Genomic DNA, 16,555 nt, shown 5'->3' on the forward strand with positions numbered 1-16,555 from the left:
AAGAAGGGTTGGCGAGGCTCATCAGTAATAATTGTAATAGGTCTTTTTTAATTTCTTTAAAGACTATTACTACTGTTATTAGGCAAGGCCTTTTCTGTGGATAAGACTATAAATCCTAATAAAGATAATCGTTTGCAGGCTTTAAAAGGTGGTTGACAAGTGCCAGTGAGCTCTGTGGGTAACCGTCGCGGGAAATGGGGATAACATGGGTGGGTGTCATGCAGGGTAGTTATCCACCCTTGGTCTGCGGTTTATGCACAGGGTTGGGGCCGGGTTGCGAACAGAGGGCTGTGGGTAACTGAATGTGATATTGTTTTCTGTACACAAGCCTGTAGGTAAGTCTGTAACAGATTGAAATGTAATAAAATTAATTTCCACAGCCTGTTTATTAAATGCGTTTGGCCCTTTCACTTGAAGGGTGCTCGGGTTAGAATCCGTGGTCATCTTTCGTCGGGTCTGAGATCCGTGACGAGTAATTTCTGAGGCATCGGAGGCAAGACTGTCGTGCCGAATAATATCTGGCATCAGTGTCTGGAAATACTCCGGGACGAGTTTCCCGCCCAGCAATTCAACACCTGGCTGAGGCCCTTGCAGTCTGATCAGAGCGAAGGCAGGCTGATGCTGTTTGCGCCAAACCGCTTTGTGATGGACTGGGTTAACGAAAAATACCTCAGACGAATTGAAGAAGTATTGAAAGACCTTCACGGTGGTCAGGCTCCGCTGGTGAACATGAAAGTGGGTTCCGCACCGAAAACGGCGGACCTGGTGATCCGGTCGGACGCTGCTGCTACCGGGGCCGCGTCTGAACAGGAAAATGCCAGTGCGGTGACGGAGGAAGAAAGAGGTATTGCAGCGACGGCAAACCCGCGGCCGGCAAAGCCCGGAAACGCAGATAGTCGGCGCGCTGTCCAGGTGGATGGAGACATCAAGCATCAGAGCTTTCTGAATGAGGGCTTTACCTTTGACACCTTTGTGGAGGGCAAGTCCAACCAGCTCGCCAGAGCAGCCTCCATGCAGGTTGCGGAAAATCCCGGTGGCGCCTATAACCCGTTGTTTCTTTATGGCGGGGTGGGTCTTGGTAAAACCCACCTGATGCACGCGATCGGTAATGATATTGTCCGCCGTAATCCAGGAGCGAAGGTGGCGTATCTGCGCTCTGAACGTTTTGTTGCGGATATGGTCAAGGCGTTGCAGTTGAACGCGATTAATGAGTTCAAGCGCTATTACCGGTCGGTAGACGCTCTGTTGATCGATGACATCCAGTTTTTTGCCCGTAAGGAACGCTCCCAGGAAGAGTTTTTCCATACCTTCAATGCGCTGCTGGAGGGCGGTCAGCAGGTCATCGTCACCTGTGACCGGTTCCCGAAAGAAATTGTGGATATGGAAGAGCGTCTCAAGTCGCGGTTTGGCTGGGGGCTGCAAGTCATGGTTGAGCCACCGGAGCTGGAAACCCGGGTTGCAATCCTGATGAAAAAAGCTGAGCAGGTAAACGTGAAGCTCAGTAGTGAGGCCGCCTTTTTTATTGCGCAGAAAATCCGGTCAAATGTCCGGGAGCTAGAAGGCGCGCTTCGTCTGGTGATAGCGAATGCTCACTTCACGGGGTCGGAAATTACCCCGCCTTTTATTCGGGAAAGCCTCAAGGACCTGCTGGCGCTGCACGAAAAGCAGGTCAGTATCGACAATATCCAGCGCACGGTGGCGGAGTACTACAAGATCAAGGTGTCTGACCTGCTGTCAAAGCGACGCACCCGTACCATCACGCGGCCACGGCAGGTTGCCATGTCTCTTGCCAAGGAACTGACCAATCACAGTCTGCCGGAAATTGGCGACGCGTTTGGTGGTCGTGATCACACCACGGTACTGCATGCCTGTAAGAAGATTGTGGAACTGCGGGAGACAGACCCGGGTATCCGCGAGGATTATCAGAACTTTATGCGGTTGCTTACAACCTGAGCGGGTCCGTGAACAACCAGTAAACATTCACCTTCCAACAGAAGAATGCTGAGTGCCATGAAACTGACGATCAGCCGAGAATCCCTGCTTGCCCCGCTGCAATCCATCGCTGGCGTGGTGGAGCGAAAACAGACAATGCCGGTGCTTTCCAACGTATTGCTGGTAGCGGAAGACAATACCCTTACCCTGACCGGAACCAATATGGAAGTGGAACTGGTGGGCCGGGTCTCACCGGTGCATGTGGATCAGCCGGGGCGCATTACCGTGCCCGCGCGGAAGCTGTCCGATATCTGCCGGGCACTTGGCGACCAGGCGCCGATCGAGTTGGTGCTGGAAGGTGATCGCCTGCATTTGCGATGTGGGGCCAGCCATTTCACGCTGTCGACCCTGCCTGCCGAGCATTTCCCGAATGTCGAGGACGAGCCCGAAAGCTTCCGGCTTGAGCTTCCCCAGAAGGAACTCAGCCGCATGTTTGATGCAACAGCCTTTGCCATGGCGCAACAGGATGTCCGTTATTATCTCAACGGCCTGCTGCTGGAAGTGGACAAGGATCATGTCCGCACGGTCGCAACGGATGGCCATCGCCTGGCCATGGCACACTTCGACATGCCGACAGGGTGCGCTGAACCGCGTCAGGTCATTGTGCCCCGCAAGGGCGTGCTTGAGCTGTCACGCCTGCTGGATGATGTGGAAACGCCGGTGACTTTGGTGATCGGGGATAATCATCTGCGGGCGACGGTGGGAGCGTACACCTTCACCTCCAAGCTGATAGAAGGCAAATTTCCGGACTATAACCGGGTCATTCCCCGGGGTGGCGACAAGATTGTGTTGGCGGACAGGGCCACGCTGAAAAATACGCTACAGCGTGCGGGCATTCTGTCCCATGAGAATATCCGCGGTGTGCGGCTTAATCTGGCACCCAACGAGTTGCAGGTGTTTGCCAATAACCCGGATCAGGAACAGGCCGAGGATGCATTGCCGGTAGAGTACCAGGGCGAATCACTGCAGATCGGATTTAATGTAGGCTATCTGGTGGATGTCATGAACGCGCTGGAGGAAGAGCAGGTGAAGATTACCCTGGCCAACCCCAACAGCAGTGCGTTGATCGAAGCCCAGAATGATAACCGCTGCCTTTATGTCGTGATGCCCATGCGGCTCTAAAAAAAGGCAAGGTTTACAGCATATTGAAGGATGACAATGATGGGAACGGTAACGAACAGTCTCAAGGGCGCTTTTCGAATCGGCCAGACAGTGGCGGTACTGGGGCGCGCCGGCACCAATTGGATTCGCGGTGACCGCCCGCCGGCGCCACGCCTGCTCAGGCAGACGTTCGAGTCCCTTGGGGCCACCTACATAAAGCTGGGTCAGTTTATTGCCAGTTCCCCCACGTTCTTTCCCAAAGAATACGTGGAGGAGTTCCAGTACTGTCTGGACCGGACGCCCAACCTGCCCTTTGGTGTGATCCGAAAAATCATCAGGGATGAACTCGGTCGCCCGATTGAGGAAGTCTATTCCGATATTGATCCGGTGGCGCTGGCGTCGGCATCCATAGCACAGGTTCATGCTGCGAAACTGATCACCGGGGAAGATGTGGTGATCAAGGTACAGAAGCCGGGGGTGGAAAATATCCTGCTCACGGATCTGAACTTCCTGTATCTGTCAGCGCGAATACTGGAAGTCCTGGCTCCAAAACTGTCGTGGACGTCGCTGTCCGGGATTGTTGAGGAAATTCAGCGAACCATGATGGAAGAGTGTGACTTTATAAAGGAAGCGAACAACCTCAAGGTCTTCCGCGAATTTCTGCTGAACACTCACAATGAGGATGCCACTGTTCCGCTGGTGTATGAAAGCTGCAGCACCCGACGGATTCTGACCATGGAACGTTTCCATGGCGTGCCATTGACCGACCTGGAAAGTATTCGTGGTTATGCGCGGGATCCCGAGCGAACCCTGATCACGGCCATGAACACCTGGTTTTCCAGCCTGACCCAGTGCGAATTTTTCCATGCCGACGTGCATGCGGGCAACCTGATGGTGTTGAAGGACGGGCGGGTCGGATTTATCGATTTCGGCATTGTCGGGCGGATACGTCCGGACACCTGGCAGGCGGTCAGCGATTTTATATCCTCTGTTATGGTGGGAAATTTCGATGGCATGGCGGACGCCATGATCCGTATTGGTATTACCCATCAGAAGGTCGAGACAAGTGAACTGGCGGAGGATCTGCGCCGCTTGTACCAGCAGATGGACACCATGGTACCGGATGAGGTGCCGTATCAGCCGGAGCAGGCGGAGGACGATGTCAACAATATCCTCATGGACATGGTGAGGATTGGCGAGGGTCACGGGCTGCATTTCCCGCGTGAGTTTGCGCTGTTGCTGAAACAGTTTCTGTATTTCGACCGTTATGTTCACATCCTGGCACCGGAGATGGATGTGTTTATGGATGAACGGTTGAACATGCTGCATTAATCGCGTTCATCCGGAAGGTTTTGTACACTGGGGCAGCGTCGCCGATTGGTCACGCTGCCTTTTTTGTTTCCCTCTCCCGGGCTGTTAACTTATTGTGACTTATGGCGCTCGTTAAACTTCAAACGGAAAATTTCCGTAATCTTGCCAAAGCGCCGGTCAGCTTCTCTCCCTCCATGAATCTTTTATACGGCGAAAATGGAAGCGGTAAAACAAGCGTGCTGGAAGCCATTGGCTATCTCGGTCTTGGGCGCTCGTTTCGCGTCAGTCGGCACCAGGCCGTCGTCAGTCATGGCCAAAAAAAACTGACGGTATTTGGCGGTCTCGATAAGGGAATGTCCGCGGAACCTTCGTCTGTTCCCGGTGAGTTATATCACCGGGTAGGCATATCCCGTGATGTGTTGGCAAAAGAAACAACCTTACGTGTCGACGGCGAGGCGGTTCGCAACCTTTCATCACTGGCGCAGCATTTACCTGTTTCCGTTATCGATCCCGGCGTGTTCGATATTGTGGCGGGCAGTCCGGGTAAGCGTCGGCAGTTTCTGGACTGGGCAGTGTTCCACGTGGAACCTTCTTTCGCATCAATCTGGCAACAGTGCCAAAGAGTCACATCACAGCGGAATCAAATCCTCAGAACTGGTAGAATAGACGACGCTCTGATGAAGGTCTGGGACTCACAGTACACTGAGTTGGCGGAGCGTCTGACAAAAGCACGAAAAGATACGTTTCGCCTATTCACCGACGCCTTTGATAGCCTCCTTGGCGAGATTGATGCGCCTTGGGTAGACGGGCTAAAGCTTGATTTCTATGCCGGCTGGGATTCGTCGCAATCCCTGGTCGATGTATTGAAAGCCCATCGGGAACAGGAACGGAAAATGGGTCATACGTTATATGGTCCTAATCGTGCCGATATACGGTTGCGATTCCAGGGGCGCCCGGTGTCGGAAACATTTTCCCGGGGCCAACAGAAAACCCTGGTTATTTTAATGAAGATTGCTCAGGGCATGGTACTGAGTGATCTTGGCAAGCAGGTCACCTTTCTGCTGGATGACATCAACGCAGAACTGGATGTCGGGCATCGGGCCATGCTGGCTCAAAAGCTCTACGAGTTACGTTGTCAGGTGTTTCTGACTTCCATAGAGCCGCCCCGACCGGAAGAGCTATGGCAGAACACCATGCCTGAATACAGATTGTTCCACGTGGAACATGGAAAACTAACGGAAGAATAGAATAAGTCCCGGCTGAGCCATCTTCATTCCTCTTCAGCAGAGGCAATGGCGTCAGGCCGGGGAATCACCCTTCAGGAGTGCCCTAATGAGCGAATCGATTTACAATTCCTCCAGTATCAAGGTATTGAAAGGACTGGACGCGGTGCGGAAACGGCCCGGCATGTACATTGGCGATACCGATGACGGAACCGGTCTGCACCACATGGTCTTTGAGTTGGTGGATAACTCAATTGACGAAGCGCTCGCCGGGCACTGTTCTGAAATCGGGGTGATCATTCATCCGGATGAATCGGTGACGGTCAAAGACAACGGACGTGGTATCCCGGTTGATCTTCACGAGGAAGAGGGCGTGTCCGCCGCCGAGGTGATCATGACCGTTCTCCATGCCGGGGGAAAATTCGACGACAACAGCTATAAGGTTTCCGGCGGCCTTCACGGTGTCGGGGTTTCCGTTGTAAATGCCCTGTCCTCTTCTCTCACCCTGACTGTCCGTCGTGATGGCAAGGTGTATGAGCAGGTTTACCACGACGGTGTACCCCAGTCGCCACTGAGTGTCGTGGGCGATACCGATGCCACAGGCACCAAGGTTCACTTCATCCCTTCTCCCGATACCTTCACCAGCATCGAGTTCCACTGGGATATCCTGGCCAAGCGGCTCCGGGAACTGGCCTTCCTGAACAGTGGCGTGCGTATCCGGTTGCAGGACGAACGCTCGGGCAAAGAAGAAGTATTTGAGTATGAGGGTGGCCTGCGGGCTTTTGTTGAGCACCTGAATGCCAACAAAACTCCGATCAACCGGGTATTTCACTTCATCAAGGAGCGTGAGGACGGCATTGTGGTGGAAGTTGCCATGCAGTGGAACGATGCCTTTCAGGAACATATCTATACGTTCACCAACAACATTCCCCAGCGCGACGGTGGCACCCACCTGGCGGGCTTCCGTGCGGCGCTGACCCGTTCGCTGAATAACTACATCGAACATGAAGGCCTGGGCAAGAAGGCAAAGGTCAGTACCTCAGGTGACGATGCCCGGGAAGGCCTGACTGCCATTATCAGCGTCAAGGTACCGGACCCCAAGTTCTCCTCCCAGACCAAGGACAAACTGGTTTCTTCCGAGGTGAAAACCGCGGTTGAGCAGGAGTTGTACCAGTCGTTCGCGTCCTTCCTGCAGGAGCAGCCGAACGAGGCCAAGCTGATCGTCAACAAGATGATTGAAGCTGCCCGCGCTCGTGAGGCGGCCCGCAAGGCAAGGGACATGACCCGTCGCAAGGGTGCCCTGGATATCGCCGGCCTGCCCGGCAAGCTGGCCGACTGCCAGGAAAAGGACCCTGCGCTGTCTGAACTGTTCATTGTGGAGGGTGATTCTGCGGGCGGCAGTGCCAAGCAGGGGCGTGACCGCAAAACCCAGGCGATTCTGCCGCTCAAGGGCAAGATCCTGAACGTCGAGAAAGCACGTTTTGACAAGATGCTGTCGTCTGCGGAAGTGGGCACGCTGATTACCGCTCTCGGTTGCGGTATCGGCCGGGAAGAGTTCAATCCGGAAAAACTCCGTTACCATTCCCTGATCATCATGACCGATGCGGACGTGGACGGCTCCCACATCCGTACCCTGCTGCTCACCTTCCTGTTCCGCCAGATGCGGGAAATCATCGAACGGGGCCACGTATTTATTGCCATGCCACCGCTTTACAAGGTGAAACGGGGCAAGCAGGAACAATATCTGAAGGACGAAAAGGCCAAGGAAGCCTATCTGACCCAGACCGCCCTGGAAGGTGCCCAGCTTTATGTAAATCCGGAAGCCCCAGCTATCAAGGATTCGGCGCTGGAAACCATGGTCAAGGATTACCAGGCAGTGATGGCGATGATTGATCGTCTGTCCCGGGCCTATCCCGCAAAGGTGCTTCAGCAGATGCTGGACAACGTCACCCTGAAGTCCGAGGATCTGAAGGATGAAGAAACAGTAGCGCGCTGGGTGGCCCGCCTGGGTGATGGCCTGCAGCTGGACACCCGTACCGGTACCAAGTACACCTTCTCGGTGGAAAAGGATCCGGAACGGGATCTTTACCTGCCCAAGGTGGTGATTTACGTGCACGGAATTCCCCATAACCACGTTTTCAGCCACGAATTCTTTGAGTCTTCTTCCTACAAGGCTATCGCACGCATGGGCGAAACCCTGGACGGCCTTGTTGAAGAGGGTGCCTACATTCAGCGTGGTGAGCGCAAACAGGCAGTACTGTCCTTCGCCGGTGCTCTGGACTGGTTGATGAAGGAAGCCCAGCGCGGCCTCAACATCCAGCGCTATAAGGGACTGGGGGAGATGAACCCCGATCAGCTGTGGGAAACCACCATGGACCCGGAAACACGTCGCATGATGAAAGTGACTATCGAGGACGCCTTCGCCGCTGATCAGATCTTCACAACCCTGATGGGCGATGATGTGGAACCGCGCCGGTTGTTTATCCAGAATAACGCTCTGGAAGTCACCAATCTGGATATCTGACGTTGCCCGGCAAAAGCGGGCAAAAATTGCCCTGATATCCCCCTCCCCAGGGCAAAAAAGGCGACCAACTGGTCGCCTTTTTTATTTAATTTTCAAAAGGTTGGTGACCATCACGGGTCATGGCGGTTTGATGTGGTCTCTGTTGATTTGCTTTCATGTTGGGCCGCCAGGTGCGGAGCCATCACCTCTTCGAGGGTGTAGCCGGTGAGCCGGCGAATTGAGCGCCAAAGATAAAAGAAAATGGCGATCATCATGATCATTGAGGGAATGGCAATCACCGGATAACTCACCAGTGTCATTCGACCAAGTTCTTCGTTGAAGGCCTGGCTACCCGAAGCACTGGTGACAATCCACCTGGCCAGCACAAAATTCATAACCGATGAAAACAGAAACGTCAGGCTGAAGAAGTAGCTGGCCTTGAGTAACCGTTCCTCGAACTCCGCCTCGCTTCCCCTCTCCTTCAGCACCGCCTGGATCTTTTCAACATCCAGCACCGTGGGGTTGTATAACAGCGTTTTCACCAGTGGGTATCGGGTACGGGTGGAAACAAGAACGGCAATGCCAATCACCGCCGGAACCGCAGCTTCCTTGATCGCCAGCCAGCCGGCATCGAGCTCCAGCAGCCCGATACCACCGGTGAGCCCTACACTGATCACGCCCAGCACGGCAATAAAGTTGTACTTGCGGTAGCGTATCAACTCGAACAGACCCCAGCCCAGCGGGAAGGCAAGCCCGATTACCAGGGCAAGAACGCTCCCCAGGTACTCGTCCCCGCTCAGCTTCATGAGAATGACGGAGGGAATGATGATACTGACAAGCAGGTCTACCCATGGCCTGGGCTTGTGTGTCGGTCTTGATTGAGGTTCCGGGGAGGTCATAGATCAGCCTGATGGTTCGGGAAATAATATCGGTGATTATTGAGCATACCGAAAAAGTATTCAGTGAGTATACGATGAAAGGGATGGTAACCGAAGGCAGGACGGACTGGTCCGTTATCAGCTTCCGGTTTGTTGTTCTTTATGGGTGCGTGTCATGCAATTGCAACACTCACACAGGCGGGATCGGTTAAGCTGGCAGCCGTTATCTTGTCGGGGGCTTCAGGAGGGAGCATGAAGATCATTGCGTTTTACAGTCTGAAAGGAGGCGTCGGCAAAACCGCGGCGGCTGTTAACATGGCCTACCTGGCGAGTCAGGACGGTATTCCTACCCTGTTATGGGACCTGGACCCTCAGGGGGCGGCAAGCTGGTACCTGGCAGGAACTGACGAAGTCAGGGGCCGTAAACTGGCAACCCTGATGGATGGCAAAACCCCGATCGGCAAATTCATTCGCGACACTGCCTATCCCAACCTGGATTTCATTCCCGCCCATAACAGCTTCCGCAACCTTGATGTGCGACTGGACAGGGACGACAGCAACAACACCCTGAAGAACTGGCTGGCGCCGTTGTCGGAGGAAACCAGCCTGGTGGTGCTGGACTGCCCGCCGTCCATGTCGCGGCTGTCCGAGCAGGTGCTGAAAACAGCCGACGGCGTGTTCGTACCGGTGGTCCCCACCTGGCTCGCGCTCAACAGCTGGCACCAGCTTCAGGCTTTTGCCAGAGACAAGAAGCTCAAACCCGGCCGTCTGCATCCATTTTTCTCCATGGTGGACCGGCGCAAGAATCTGCACAGGGATATGGTGATCAACCGTAAACAGCATCTTGACGGCGGTCTCGATGCCATTATTCCCAATGCCAGTGTGGTGGAAAAAATGGGGGAAAGCGGCCAGCCGGTCGAGTTGATAGACCGTTCATCAGCTGCCGCTGGCGCCTACCGGCGGTTGTGGAAGCAAATCCGCAAACTGCTTTAACCGGTCTCAGCCATAAAAAAACGCTGGCCAGCAATTAACTGACCAGCGTTTCCGTCATCACCAGCTTCACCGGCAGAACAGTGATAAATCCTGCCTGAAAGCCGCTTCAGGCGAGCTCTTTCAACGCCTGCTCAACGATACCAAGCCCTTCTTCAAGAAGGTCGTCTTCAATGGTCACCGGCATCAGGAAGCGGATGGTATTGCCATACATACCGCAGCTGAGCAGGATCAGGCCGTTTTCCTTGGCTTTTTTGGTCACCGCGGCGGCAAAGTCCGCTCTCGGTTCCCTGCTGGTCTTGTCAGTTACCAGTTCAATGGCGGCCATGGGGCCCAGATTGCGCACGTTGTCCACATGGGGGAACTGTTCCTGCCACTGGTCAAAACGCTTGCGCAGCTTGTCGCCCAGGCGCTGGCTCTTGCCCAGAATATCCTCGTTCTCGAAAACCTCCAGCACTGCCAGGGCTGCGGCACAGGCGGTGGGGCTGCCGGTATAGGTTCCGCCGAGGGAGTTGGGGCCGGAGGCATCCATATGCTTGTCAGTGCCCACAATGGCAGAGACGGGCATGCCGTCAGCCATGCTCTTGGCCATGGTCATCATGTCCGGCTCAACGCCGCTGTGCTCAATGGCAAACATTTTACCGGTACGGCCGAAACCGCTCTGGACTTCATCCACGATCATCAGGATGCCGTGCTCGTCGCAGATCTCGCGAATAGCCTTGAGGAAGCTTGGCGGTGCGGAGTAGAAACCGCCCTCGCCCAATACCGGTTCGATAATGATGGCGGCAGTGTCCTTGCCGGGAGAGTCCGCCTTCATGGTCATTTTCAGGCCGCGAAGCGCCTCATCTTCACTGACACCATGGTAAGGCACCGGATAGGGCGCGCGGAAAACAGTACCCGGCATCGGGCCGAAGTCAGTCTGGTAGGGCGCTGCCTTGCCATTCATGGCCATGGTGTAAAAGGTACGACCGTGGTAACCACCGTCAAAACAGATCACGTTGCTGCGACCGGTAGCGGCCCGGGCGATTTTAACGGCGTTCTCGAGCGCCTCAGCGCCACTGTTGGCCAGCATGACCTTGGCATGGCCACGCACCGGTGCGATGCCACTGAGCTTCTCAGCCAGCCTCACATAGCCCTCGTAGGGCATGACCGTCTGGCAGGTGTGCATCAGCTTGTCCAGCTGGCCTTTCACCGCTTCGACCACTTTCGGGTGACGATGGCCGATATTCAGTACACCGATGCCGCCGGCGAAGTCGATCATCCGCTTGCCATCGGCATCCCAGAGTTCGGCGTTGGTCGCGTGGTCGGCAAACTGTTCGTTGGGACTGGCGGCCCCGGCCGCGACATAACGTTCTTTGAGTGCCTGCAATTCTTTGTTCGTCACTTTGCCTTCTCCTCGAATTCGGTTTAGTCCTACCAGCATACACGAAATGGCCGCCCGGTTTGAAAACCCGGCACTGATGTTTCTACGTATTCCCGCCCTTGCCGTCTTCCCGGAACTGGAGTTCCGCCAGCCGCCGGTACAGCGGATTCCGTGCAACCAGATCGTCGTGGTTACCGATATCCTGAACAATGCCGGCCTCCAGGACAATAATACGATCGGCATGCCTCACGGTTGCAAGCCGATGCGCAATCACCAACGTGGTGCGGTCTGACATCAGCCCCGGCATTGCCTGCTGGATCAGGTGTTCGCTCTCTGCATCCAGAGCACTGGTGGCCTCATCCAATAACAGTATAGGCGCATCGGCGAGCAATGCCCTGGCAATGGCCAGCCTTTGCTTCTGACCGCCGGACAGCCCCAGCCCGGTGTCACCCAAAGGCGTCTCATAACCCTGCGGCAGTTTGCGGATAAATTCATCGGCATGGGCGATACGGGCGGCTTCCACCATGGCATCGTCGCTGGCATCCGGGCGCGCGTAGCGGATGTTGTCGGCAATGGTGCCATGGAATAATGCAGGATTCTGGGGTACCAGAGCAAAACATCGTCGCAGCTCATCGAGTGCGACCTGGCGGCTGTCGGTATGGTCGATCAGGATCTGCCCCCGGTCCGGGTCATAGAAGCGCAGTAACAGGTCAAACAGCGTGGACTTGCCCGCACCCGAGGGACCGACCAGAGCCACGGTTTCCCCGGCATGAATACTGAGTGACAGATCCTTGAGAACCTCGGTATCGGGCCGGGAGGGATAGCAAAAGCTCAGGTTGTTGATGGTTATATCGCCTTGGATGGTCTGAGGTAGTACGCCGGCAGCAGTGGCTTCCGACGGGATTTCACTGGGGGTCTGCAACAACTCGAAGATCCGCGCTGCCGCTCCGGCGGCCCGCTGCAGTTCGCCGATCACCTCGCTGATTGCACCGGCTGCCAGGCCCACCAGCAGGCTGTAAAACACAAACGCCGCCAGCTCGCCGGGGCTGATGCGCCCGGAGATAACATCCAGGCCACCAATCCAGATCACCACCCCGATGGCACCCATCACCAGTGTGATGGCGATGGTGGTCAACCAGGCCCGCTGGCGAATCCTTGTCCGGGCAATATCGAAGGCATTCTCCGCCACCCGGGCGAAGAAACGGCGGTCATGGGGCTGGTGGTTGAACGCCTGCACGGTCTTGATCTGGGTAAGGTTCTCTCCCACGTAACTGCCCACTTCCGCCACCCGGTCCTGGCTCAGCCTGGAAAGCTGTCTGACACGACGCCCGTAAACCAGAATGGGAATGATCACCAGTGGAAAGCCCAGGATGATGATGCCAGCGAGTTTGGCATTGGTGACAAACAGCAGTATCAACCCGCCCACCAGCATCAGCGCGTTGCGCAACGCGATGGACACGGTGGAGCCGATAACCGACTGCAGCACGGTCGTATCGGCGGTGAACCGCGACTGGATCTCCAGGCTCCGGTTTTTCTCGTAGAAGCCGGGATGAAGATCAATCAGATGATTGAACACCTGCTTGCGAATATCTGCAACTACCCTCTCGCCAATCCAGGACACCAGGTAGAAGCGGGCAAAAGAGCCGATTGCCAGTCCGATGACCAGCACAAAAAACAACCCCACAGCCCGGGACAGCATGGCGGGCGATTGCGTTGCCAGACCCTGATCGACCAGAATTCTTAACCCCTGACCAAGTCCAAGCGTGATGCCAGCCGTAAACACCAGGGCCACAAGGGCACCGACAACCGCCCTGCGGTAGGGACTGATAAAATCGACAACCAGCTTCAGAGCCTTGCGATGACGGGTGTTGATGGTGTGCCTCCTGATTGGCGGTGCTGTAAACTCTGGCAACCATACGCTGATAGCCGATAATGAGACCTATCATACATCCGGGCAGAGCACACGTGGGTGGCAGGGGCTTCCGGGACACGCTGTAAATACGTCCCTGTACGCTCGACAAAAGCCATCCATGGCTTTTGACGTTCCCGGAAGCCCCTGCCACCCACGCGCGCTCCCCAACCCAGGAGTTATTCTCGACAGTGAGAGCCTACGCCGACAACGATTATCCCGCGGATCACAAACCCAACTGGAAAGTGATTTCCGGTCTCTGGCCCTATCTGGCGGAATTCCGTGGCCGTGTCGTTCTGGCATTGGCCTTCCTGGTTATTTCCAAACTGGCCACGGTCGCGACACCGGTAGCCCTGAAGTACATCGTCGATTACCTGGACCAGAACCGGGGTGGCGAGGTGCTGCTGTGGATTCCTGTGCTTCTGGTAGTGGCCTACGGCCTGCTCCGGTTTGGCAGCACGCTCTTCAGCGAACTGCGGGATGCCGTGTTCGCGCGGGTGGCGGAACGGGCCATGAGGCGGGTGTCGCTGCGGGTTTTTGAACACCTGCATAACCGCGAGTTGGCGTTTCATCTGGATCGCAAGACCGGTGGCCTTGCCCGGGATATCGAGCGGGGCACCAGCGGCATCAGCTTTCTGCTGCGTTTTACCCTGTTCAACATCGTGCCCACGCTGCTGGAAATCGTGCTGGTGGCGGGGATTCTGTTTGTCGTGTTCAACGTGGGCTATGTGCTGGCGATTCTGGTGGCGGTAGTGGTGTATGTGGTGTTTTCCATCAAGGTCACCGAGTGGCGCACCAAGTTTGTACGGGAAGCCAATTCCCGGGATAACCAGTCCAATTCCCGGGCCGTGGACAGCCTGCTGAACTATGAGACGGTAAAGTATTTCAATAACGAGCGCTTCGAGGCGCAGATGTATGACCAGAACCTGGAAGACTGGGAGCAGGCCCGCCTGAAAAACCGGCTGTCCCTGGCAGCGCTGAACTCGGGCCAGGCACTGATCATCGGTCTGGCGATGATTGTCATCATGGCCATGGCGGTCCGGGAAGTGGCCATGGGTGAGATCACCCTGGGTGATTTCACCATGATCAACGCCTATCTGCTGCAGCTGTTTATCCCGTTGAACGCGCTGGGGTTTGTATACCGGGAAATCCGCCAGGCACTGGTCAACGTGGAGCGGTTGTTTGGACTGCTTGGTGACGAACCGGTGATCAAGGATGCACCGGATGCCAAAACTCTGGTTGTCGATAAAGGCGAGGTCCGTTTCGACCATGTCTGTTTTGCCTATCGGCCGGATCGTCAGATACTTCGCGATGTCAGCTTTTCCATCCCGGCCGGCCACACGGTGGCGGTGGTGGGCGCCAGTGGCGCAGGCAAGTCTACCCTCGCCCGTCTGCTATTCCGGTTCTATGATGTCGATCAGGGCAGTATCTCCATCGATGGCCAGGACATTCGCTCGGTCACCCAGGACAGCCTGCGCGCCGCGATTGGCGTAGTGCCCCAGGACACCGTGCTGTTCAACGACACTCTCTACCGCAACCTGGCCTATGGCCGGCCCGAGGCCACTGAAGAGGAAGTCTTCCGGGCCGCCCGCATGGCTCACCTGGAAAACTTTATCCACAGCCTGCCTGATGGCTACCAGACCCAGGTCGGCGAGCGAGGGCTGAAACTTTCCGGTGGCGAGAAACAGCGGGTAGCGATTGCCCGGGTGATCCTCAAGAACCCGCCGGTGCTGATTCTGGATGAGGCTACGTCTTCCCTGGATTCCCTGTCCGAGCAGGCAATTCTGGGCGCGTTGAAGGAAGTCAGCCGTCAGCGCACCTCGCTGGTCATTGCCCACCGCCTTTCCACCACCCGGGACGCCGACACCATCCTGGTGATGGACGACGGCTGCATTGTTGAAAGCGGGAACCACTCTGAGTTACTGGCCCGAGATGGCCGCTATGCCCATCTATGGGCGCAGCAGCATCGCAGTGGCGACGATGCGGCCAGTGAATTCTGAGAGTAAGCGTTCAACGCTCCTGGTACGCGAACGGACAACGCACCTTGAGCCGAACGCTGTCAAGAAGCCTTTTTCTGGCGGTTCCGACTCAGTAATGCCTCGAAATCATCCTGACGCAGGGGCCGGGAGAACAGAAAGCCCTGGACGTCTATCGCATGAGCCAAAGCGATCATGCCTACCAGTATGCGGCCGGCATCACCGCCTCGGCCAGCGTCCCTGATCAGCTCTCTGTCCAGCTTGACAGTGTCCATCCTGAACTCCTGAAGAGACAACAGGAAGCGTTGATTCACCCTGATAGCGTCATCCAGTTCCCGGTTCAACCGCATATGCTCTGATTCGCTCTGCGCCATCCAGGACTCATAGACCTGAACCTGTTTTGCGCTCAGTGATGTCCCGCGATGTCTTGACGACAGCTTCAACTTCATCCCGGTCGTTAAAGACCGGGACAAACTGGCAGTCAAAATATACCTCACGGCCGGAAGGTAAGCAGTGATGAAACTCGCTACGCTGAGTCTGACCGGTAGTGACAGTTGTGGTGATCGCGTGGTGCAACTCTGTGGCCAGGTCCAGACCCAGCTCACGCGGAGTTTTACCAACAATGTCCCGATGTGTCGCATTGATCAGATAGGCCATAGCCTGATTGACAAACAGGTGCCTGCAATCGGGATCGAATATGGCGGCGGGGTCAAGAGAGTCTTTCAGCATGGTTTCGATGGGGCGTGTTTCCTGCTCTTTGAGGGATGAGAAGCTGGACGCCGAGCTGGCAGGGCACGGCTTCTGCCCAGCCTTCAAGCAGTTGTTCCTTTTCCGCCTGGATAAATTGGGCCAGCTTCATAAACAAGGGCCTTTTCTGGCAATCCTCAGGCTTGCTTGCGAACGGGGAAATGGCTCGTCGACCTGTGGTGTTGTTTAAGCCATTCGATCAGTGAAAGGATGGTGAAACTGTCGTTTTCAACGCCATCGAAATCGACACCAATACCATTTTCCGACTTGCGGACAACAAGACCTTTGAGCCGGCGAAACTGCTTTTCCTGTTTGTCAGGAAAGCCGAATTCGAGATCCAGGATCTGGTTTAGCTGAACGTCGTTGTAGTCCGTGGCAATAAAAAGCCCCCGGTTTGACGCATCCCGGACCTGACCGGTTGCCACCGGCATTCCGCGCTTGCAAACCAGCACGCCAAGCTTCCCGTCTGTGCGTTTACTCAGTCTGTGTTCCATCAGTATGTTCCTTCCGTGGCTCTGTAAGAACGTCATGTGCTGACATTGTCTGTACGGTACCCCACATA

13 protein-coding genes are annotated in these 16,555 nt (G+C 55.7%); 7 read left to right on the forward strand and 6 right to left on the reverse strand.

The genetic code is table 11. The features are described from left to right. Window positions 1–504 precede the first annotated feature (504 nt). The 5 genes from dnaA to gyrB all read left to right on the forward strand — a co-directional run bounded on the left by dnaA (window position 505) and on the right by gyrB (window position 8,151). Window positions 505–1,953, forward strand: a complete 1,449-nt coding sequence (gene dnaA / locus DIT72_RS05260) for a chromosomal replication initiator protein DnaA (RefSeq protein ID WP_135954117.1) — start codon at window positions 505–507, stop codon at window positions 1,951–1,953. Window positions 1,954–2,010: 57 nt separating this feature from the next. After that, window positions 2,011–3,114 (forward strand): DNA polymerase III subunit beta, encoded by a 1,104-nt coding sequence (dnaN, locus tag DIT72_RS05265; protein ID WP_135954118.1) that lies wholly within the window; start codon window positions 2,011–2,013, stop codon window positions 3,112–3,114. Window positions 3,115–3,153: 39 nt separating this feature from the next. Beyond that, window positions 3,154–4,425, forward strand: a complete 1,272-nt coding sequence (locus DIT72_RS05270) for an ABC1 kinase family protein (RefSeq protein ID WP_135954119.1) — start codon at window positions 3,154–3,156, stop codon at window positions 4,423–4,425. A 101-nt stretch (window positions 4,426–4,526) separates the two neighbouring features. Further along, window positions 4,527–5,651: a DNA replication/repair protein RecF gene (gene recF / locus DIT72_RS05275; protein WP_135954120.1), complete on the forward strand. Its 1,125-nt coding sequence runs from the start codon at window positions 4,527–4,529 to the stop codon at window positions 5,649–5,651. 85 nt (window positions 5,652–5,736) lie between these two features. Next, a complete protein-coding gene (gene gyrB / locus DIT72_RS05280) occupies window positions 5,737–8,151 on the forward strand; it encodes a DNA topoisomerase (ATP-hydrolyzing) subunit B (RefSeq protein WP_135954121.1) in 2,415 nt (804 codons plus the stop codon). A gap of 110 nt (window positions 8,152–8,261) precedes the next feature. Here gyrB and DIT72_RS05285 read toward each other — a convergent pair whose 3' ends face one another. After that, entirely contained in the window at window positions 8,262–9,029 is a 768-nt protein-coding gene (locus DIT72_RS05285; RefSeq protein ID WP_135954122.1) for a VC0807 family protein, read from the reverse strand. 231 nt (window positions 9,030–9,260) lie between these two features. Between DIT72_RS05285 and DIT72_RS05290 the strand changes: the two genes are divergently transcribed. Then, window positions 9,261–10,001: a ParA family protein gene (locus tag DIT72_RS05290; RefSeq protein ID WP_135954123.1), complete on the forward strand. Its 741-nt coding sequence runs from the start codon at window positions 9,261–9,263 to the stop codon at window positions 9,999–10,001. Between the two features lie 106 nt (window positions 10,002–10,107). Here DIT72_RS05290 and gabT read toward each other — a convergent pair whose 3' ends face one another. Both gabT and DIT72_RS05300 read right to left on the reverse strand, forming a co-directional pair. Beyond that, window positions 10,108–11,382: a 4-aminobutyrate--2-oxoglutarate transaminase gene (gene gabT, locus DIT72_RS05295; protein ID WP_135954124.1), complete on the reverse strand. Its 1,275-nt coding sequence runs from the start codon at window positions 11,380–11,382 to the stop codon at window positions 10,108–10,110. Window positions 11,383–11,464: 82 nt separating this feature from the next. Continuing rightward, the gene (locus tag DIT72_RS05300; protein WP_135954740.1) at window positions 11,465–13,210 is read right to left on the reverse strand and encodes an ABC transporter transmembrane domain-containing protein; all 1,746 of its coding nucleotides are present in this window, start codon (window positions 13,208–13,210) and stop codon (window positions 11,465–11,467) included. 251 nt (window positions 13,211–13,461) lie between these two features. Between DIT72_RS05300 and DIT72_RS05305 the strand changes: the two genes are divergently transcribed. Then, window positions 13,462–15,270 (forward strand): ABCB family ABC transporter ATP-binding protein/permease, encoded by a 1,809-nt coding sequence (locus DIT72_RS05305; RefSeq protein WP_135954125.1) that lies wholly within the window; start codon window positions 13,462–13,464, stop codon window positions 15,268–15,270. Window positions 15,271–15,329: 59 nt separating this feature from the next. Here the strand turns inward: DIT72_RS05305 and DIT72_RS05310 are convergent, their stop codons facing one another. From DIT72_RS05310 to DIT72_RS05320, 3 genes are all read right to left on the reverse strand, one after another. Then, entirely contained in the window at window positions 15,330–15,620 is a 291-nt protein-coding gene (locus tag DIT72_RS05310) for a hypothetical protein (protein WP_168355020.1), read from the reverse strand. A 7-nt stretch (window positions 15,621–15,627) separates the two neighbouring features. Then, window positions 15,628–16,062, reverse strand: a complete 435-nt coding sequence (locus DIT72_RS05315) for a PAS domain-containing protein (protein WP_135954127.1) — start codon at window positions 16,060–16,062, stop codon at window positions 15,628–15,630. Window positions 16,063–16,130: 68 nt separating this feature from the next. After that, entirely contained in the window at window positions 16,131–16,487 is a 357-nt protein-coding gene (locus DIT72_RS05320) for a PilZ domain-containing protein (protein ID WP_135954128.1), read from the reverse strand. Window positions 16,488–16,555: the final 68 nt, after the last annotated feature.

This window comes from Marinobacter orientalis (assembly GCF_004792665.1).
Lineage (GTDB): Bacteria > Pseudomonadota > Gammaproteobacteria > Pseudomonadales > Oleiphilaceae > Marinobacter > Marinobacter orientalis.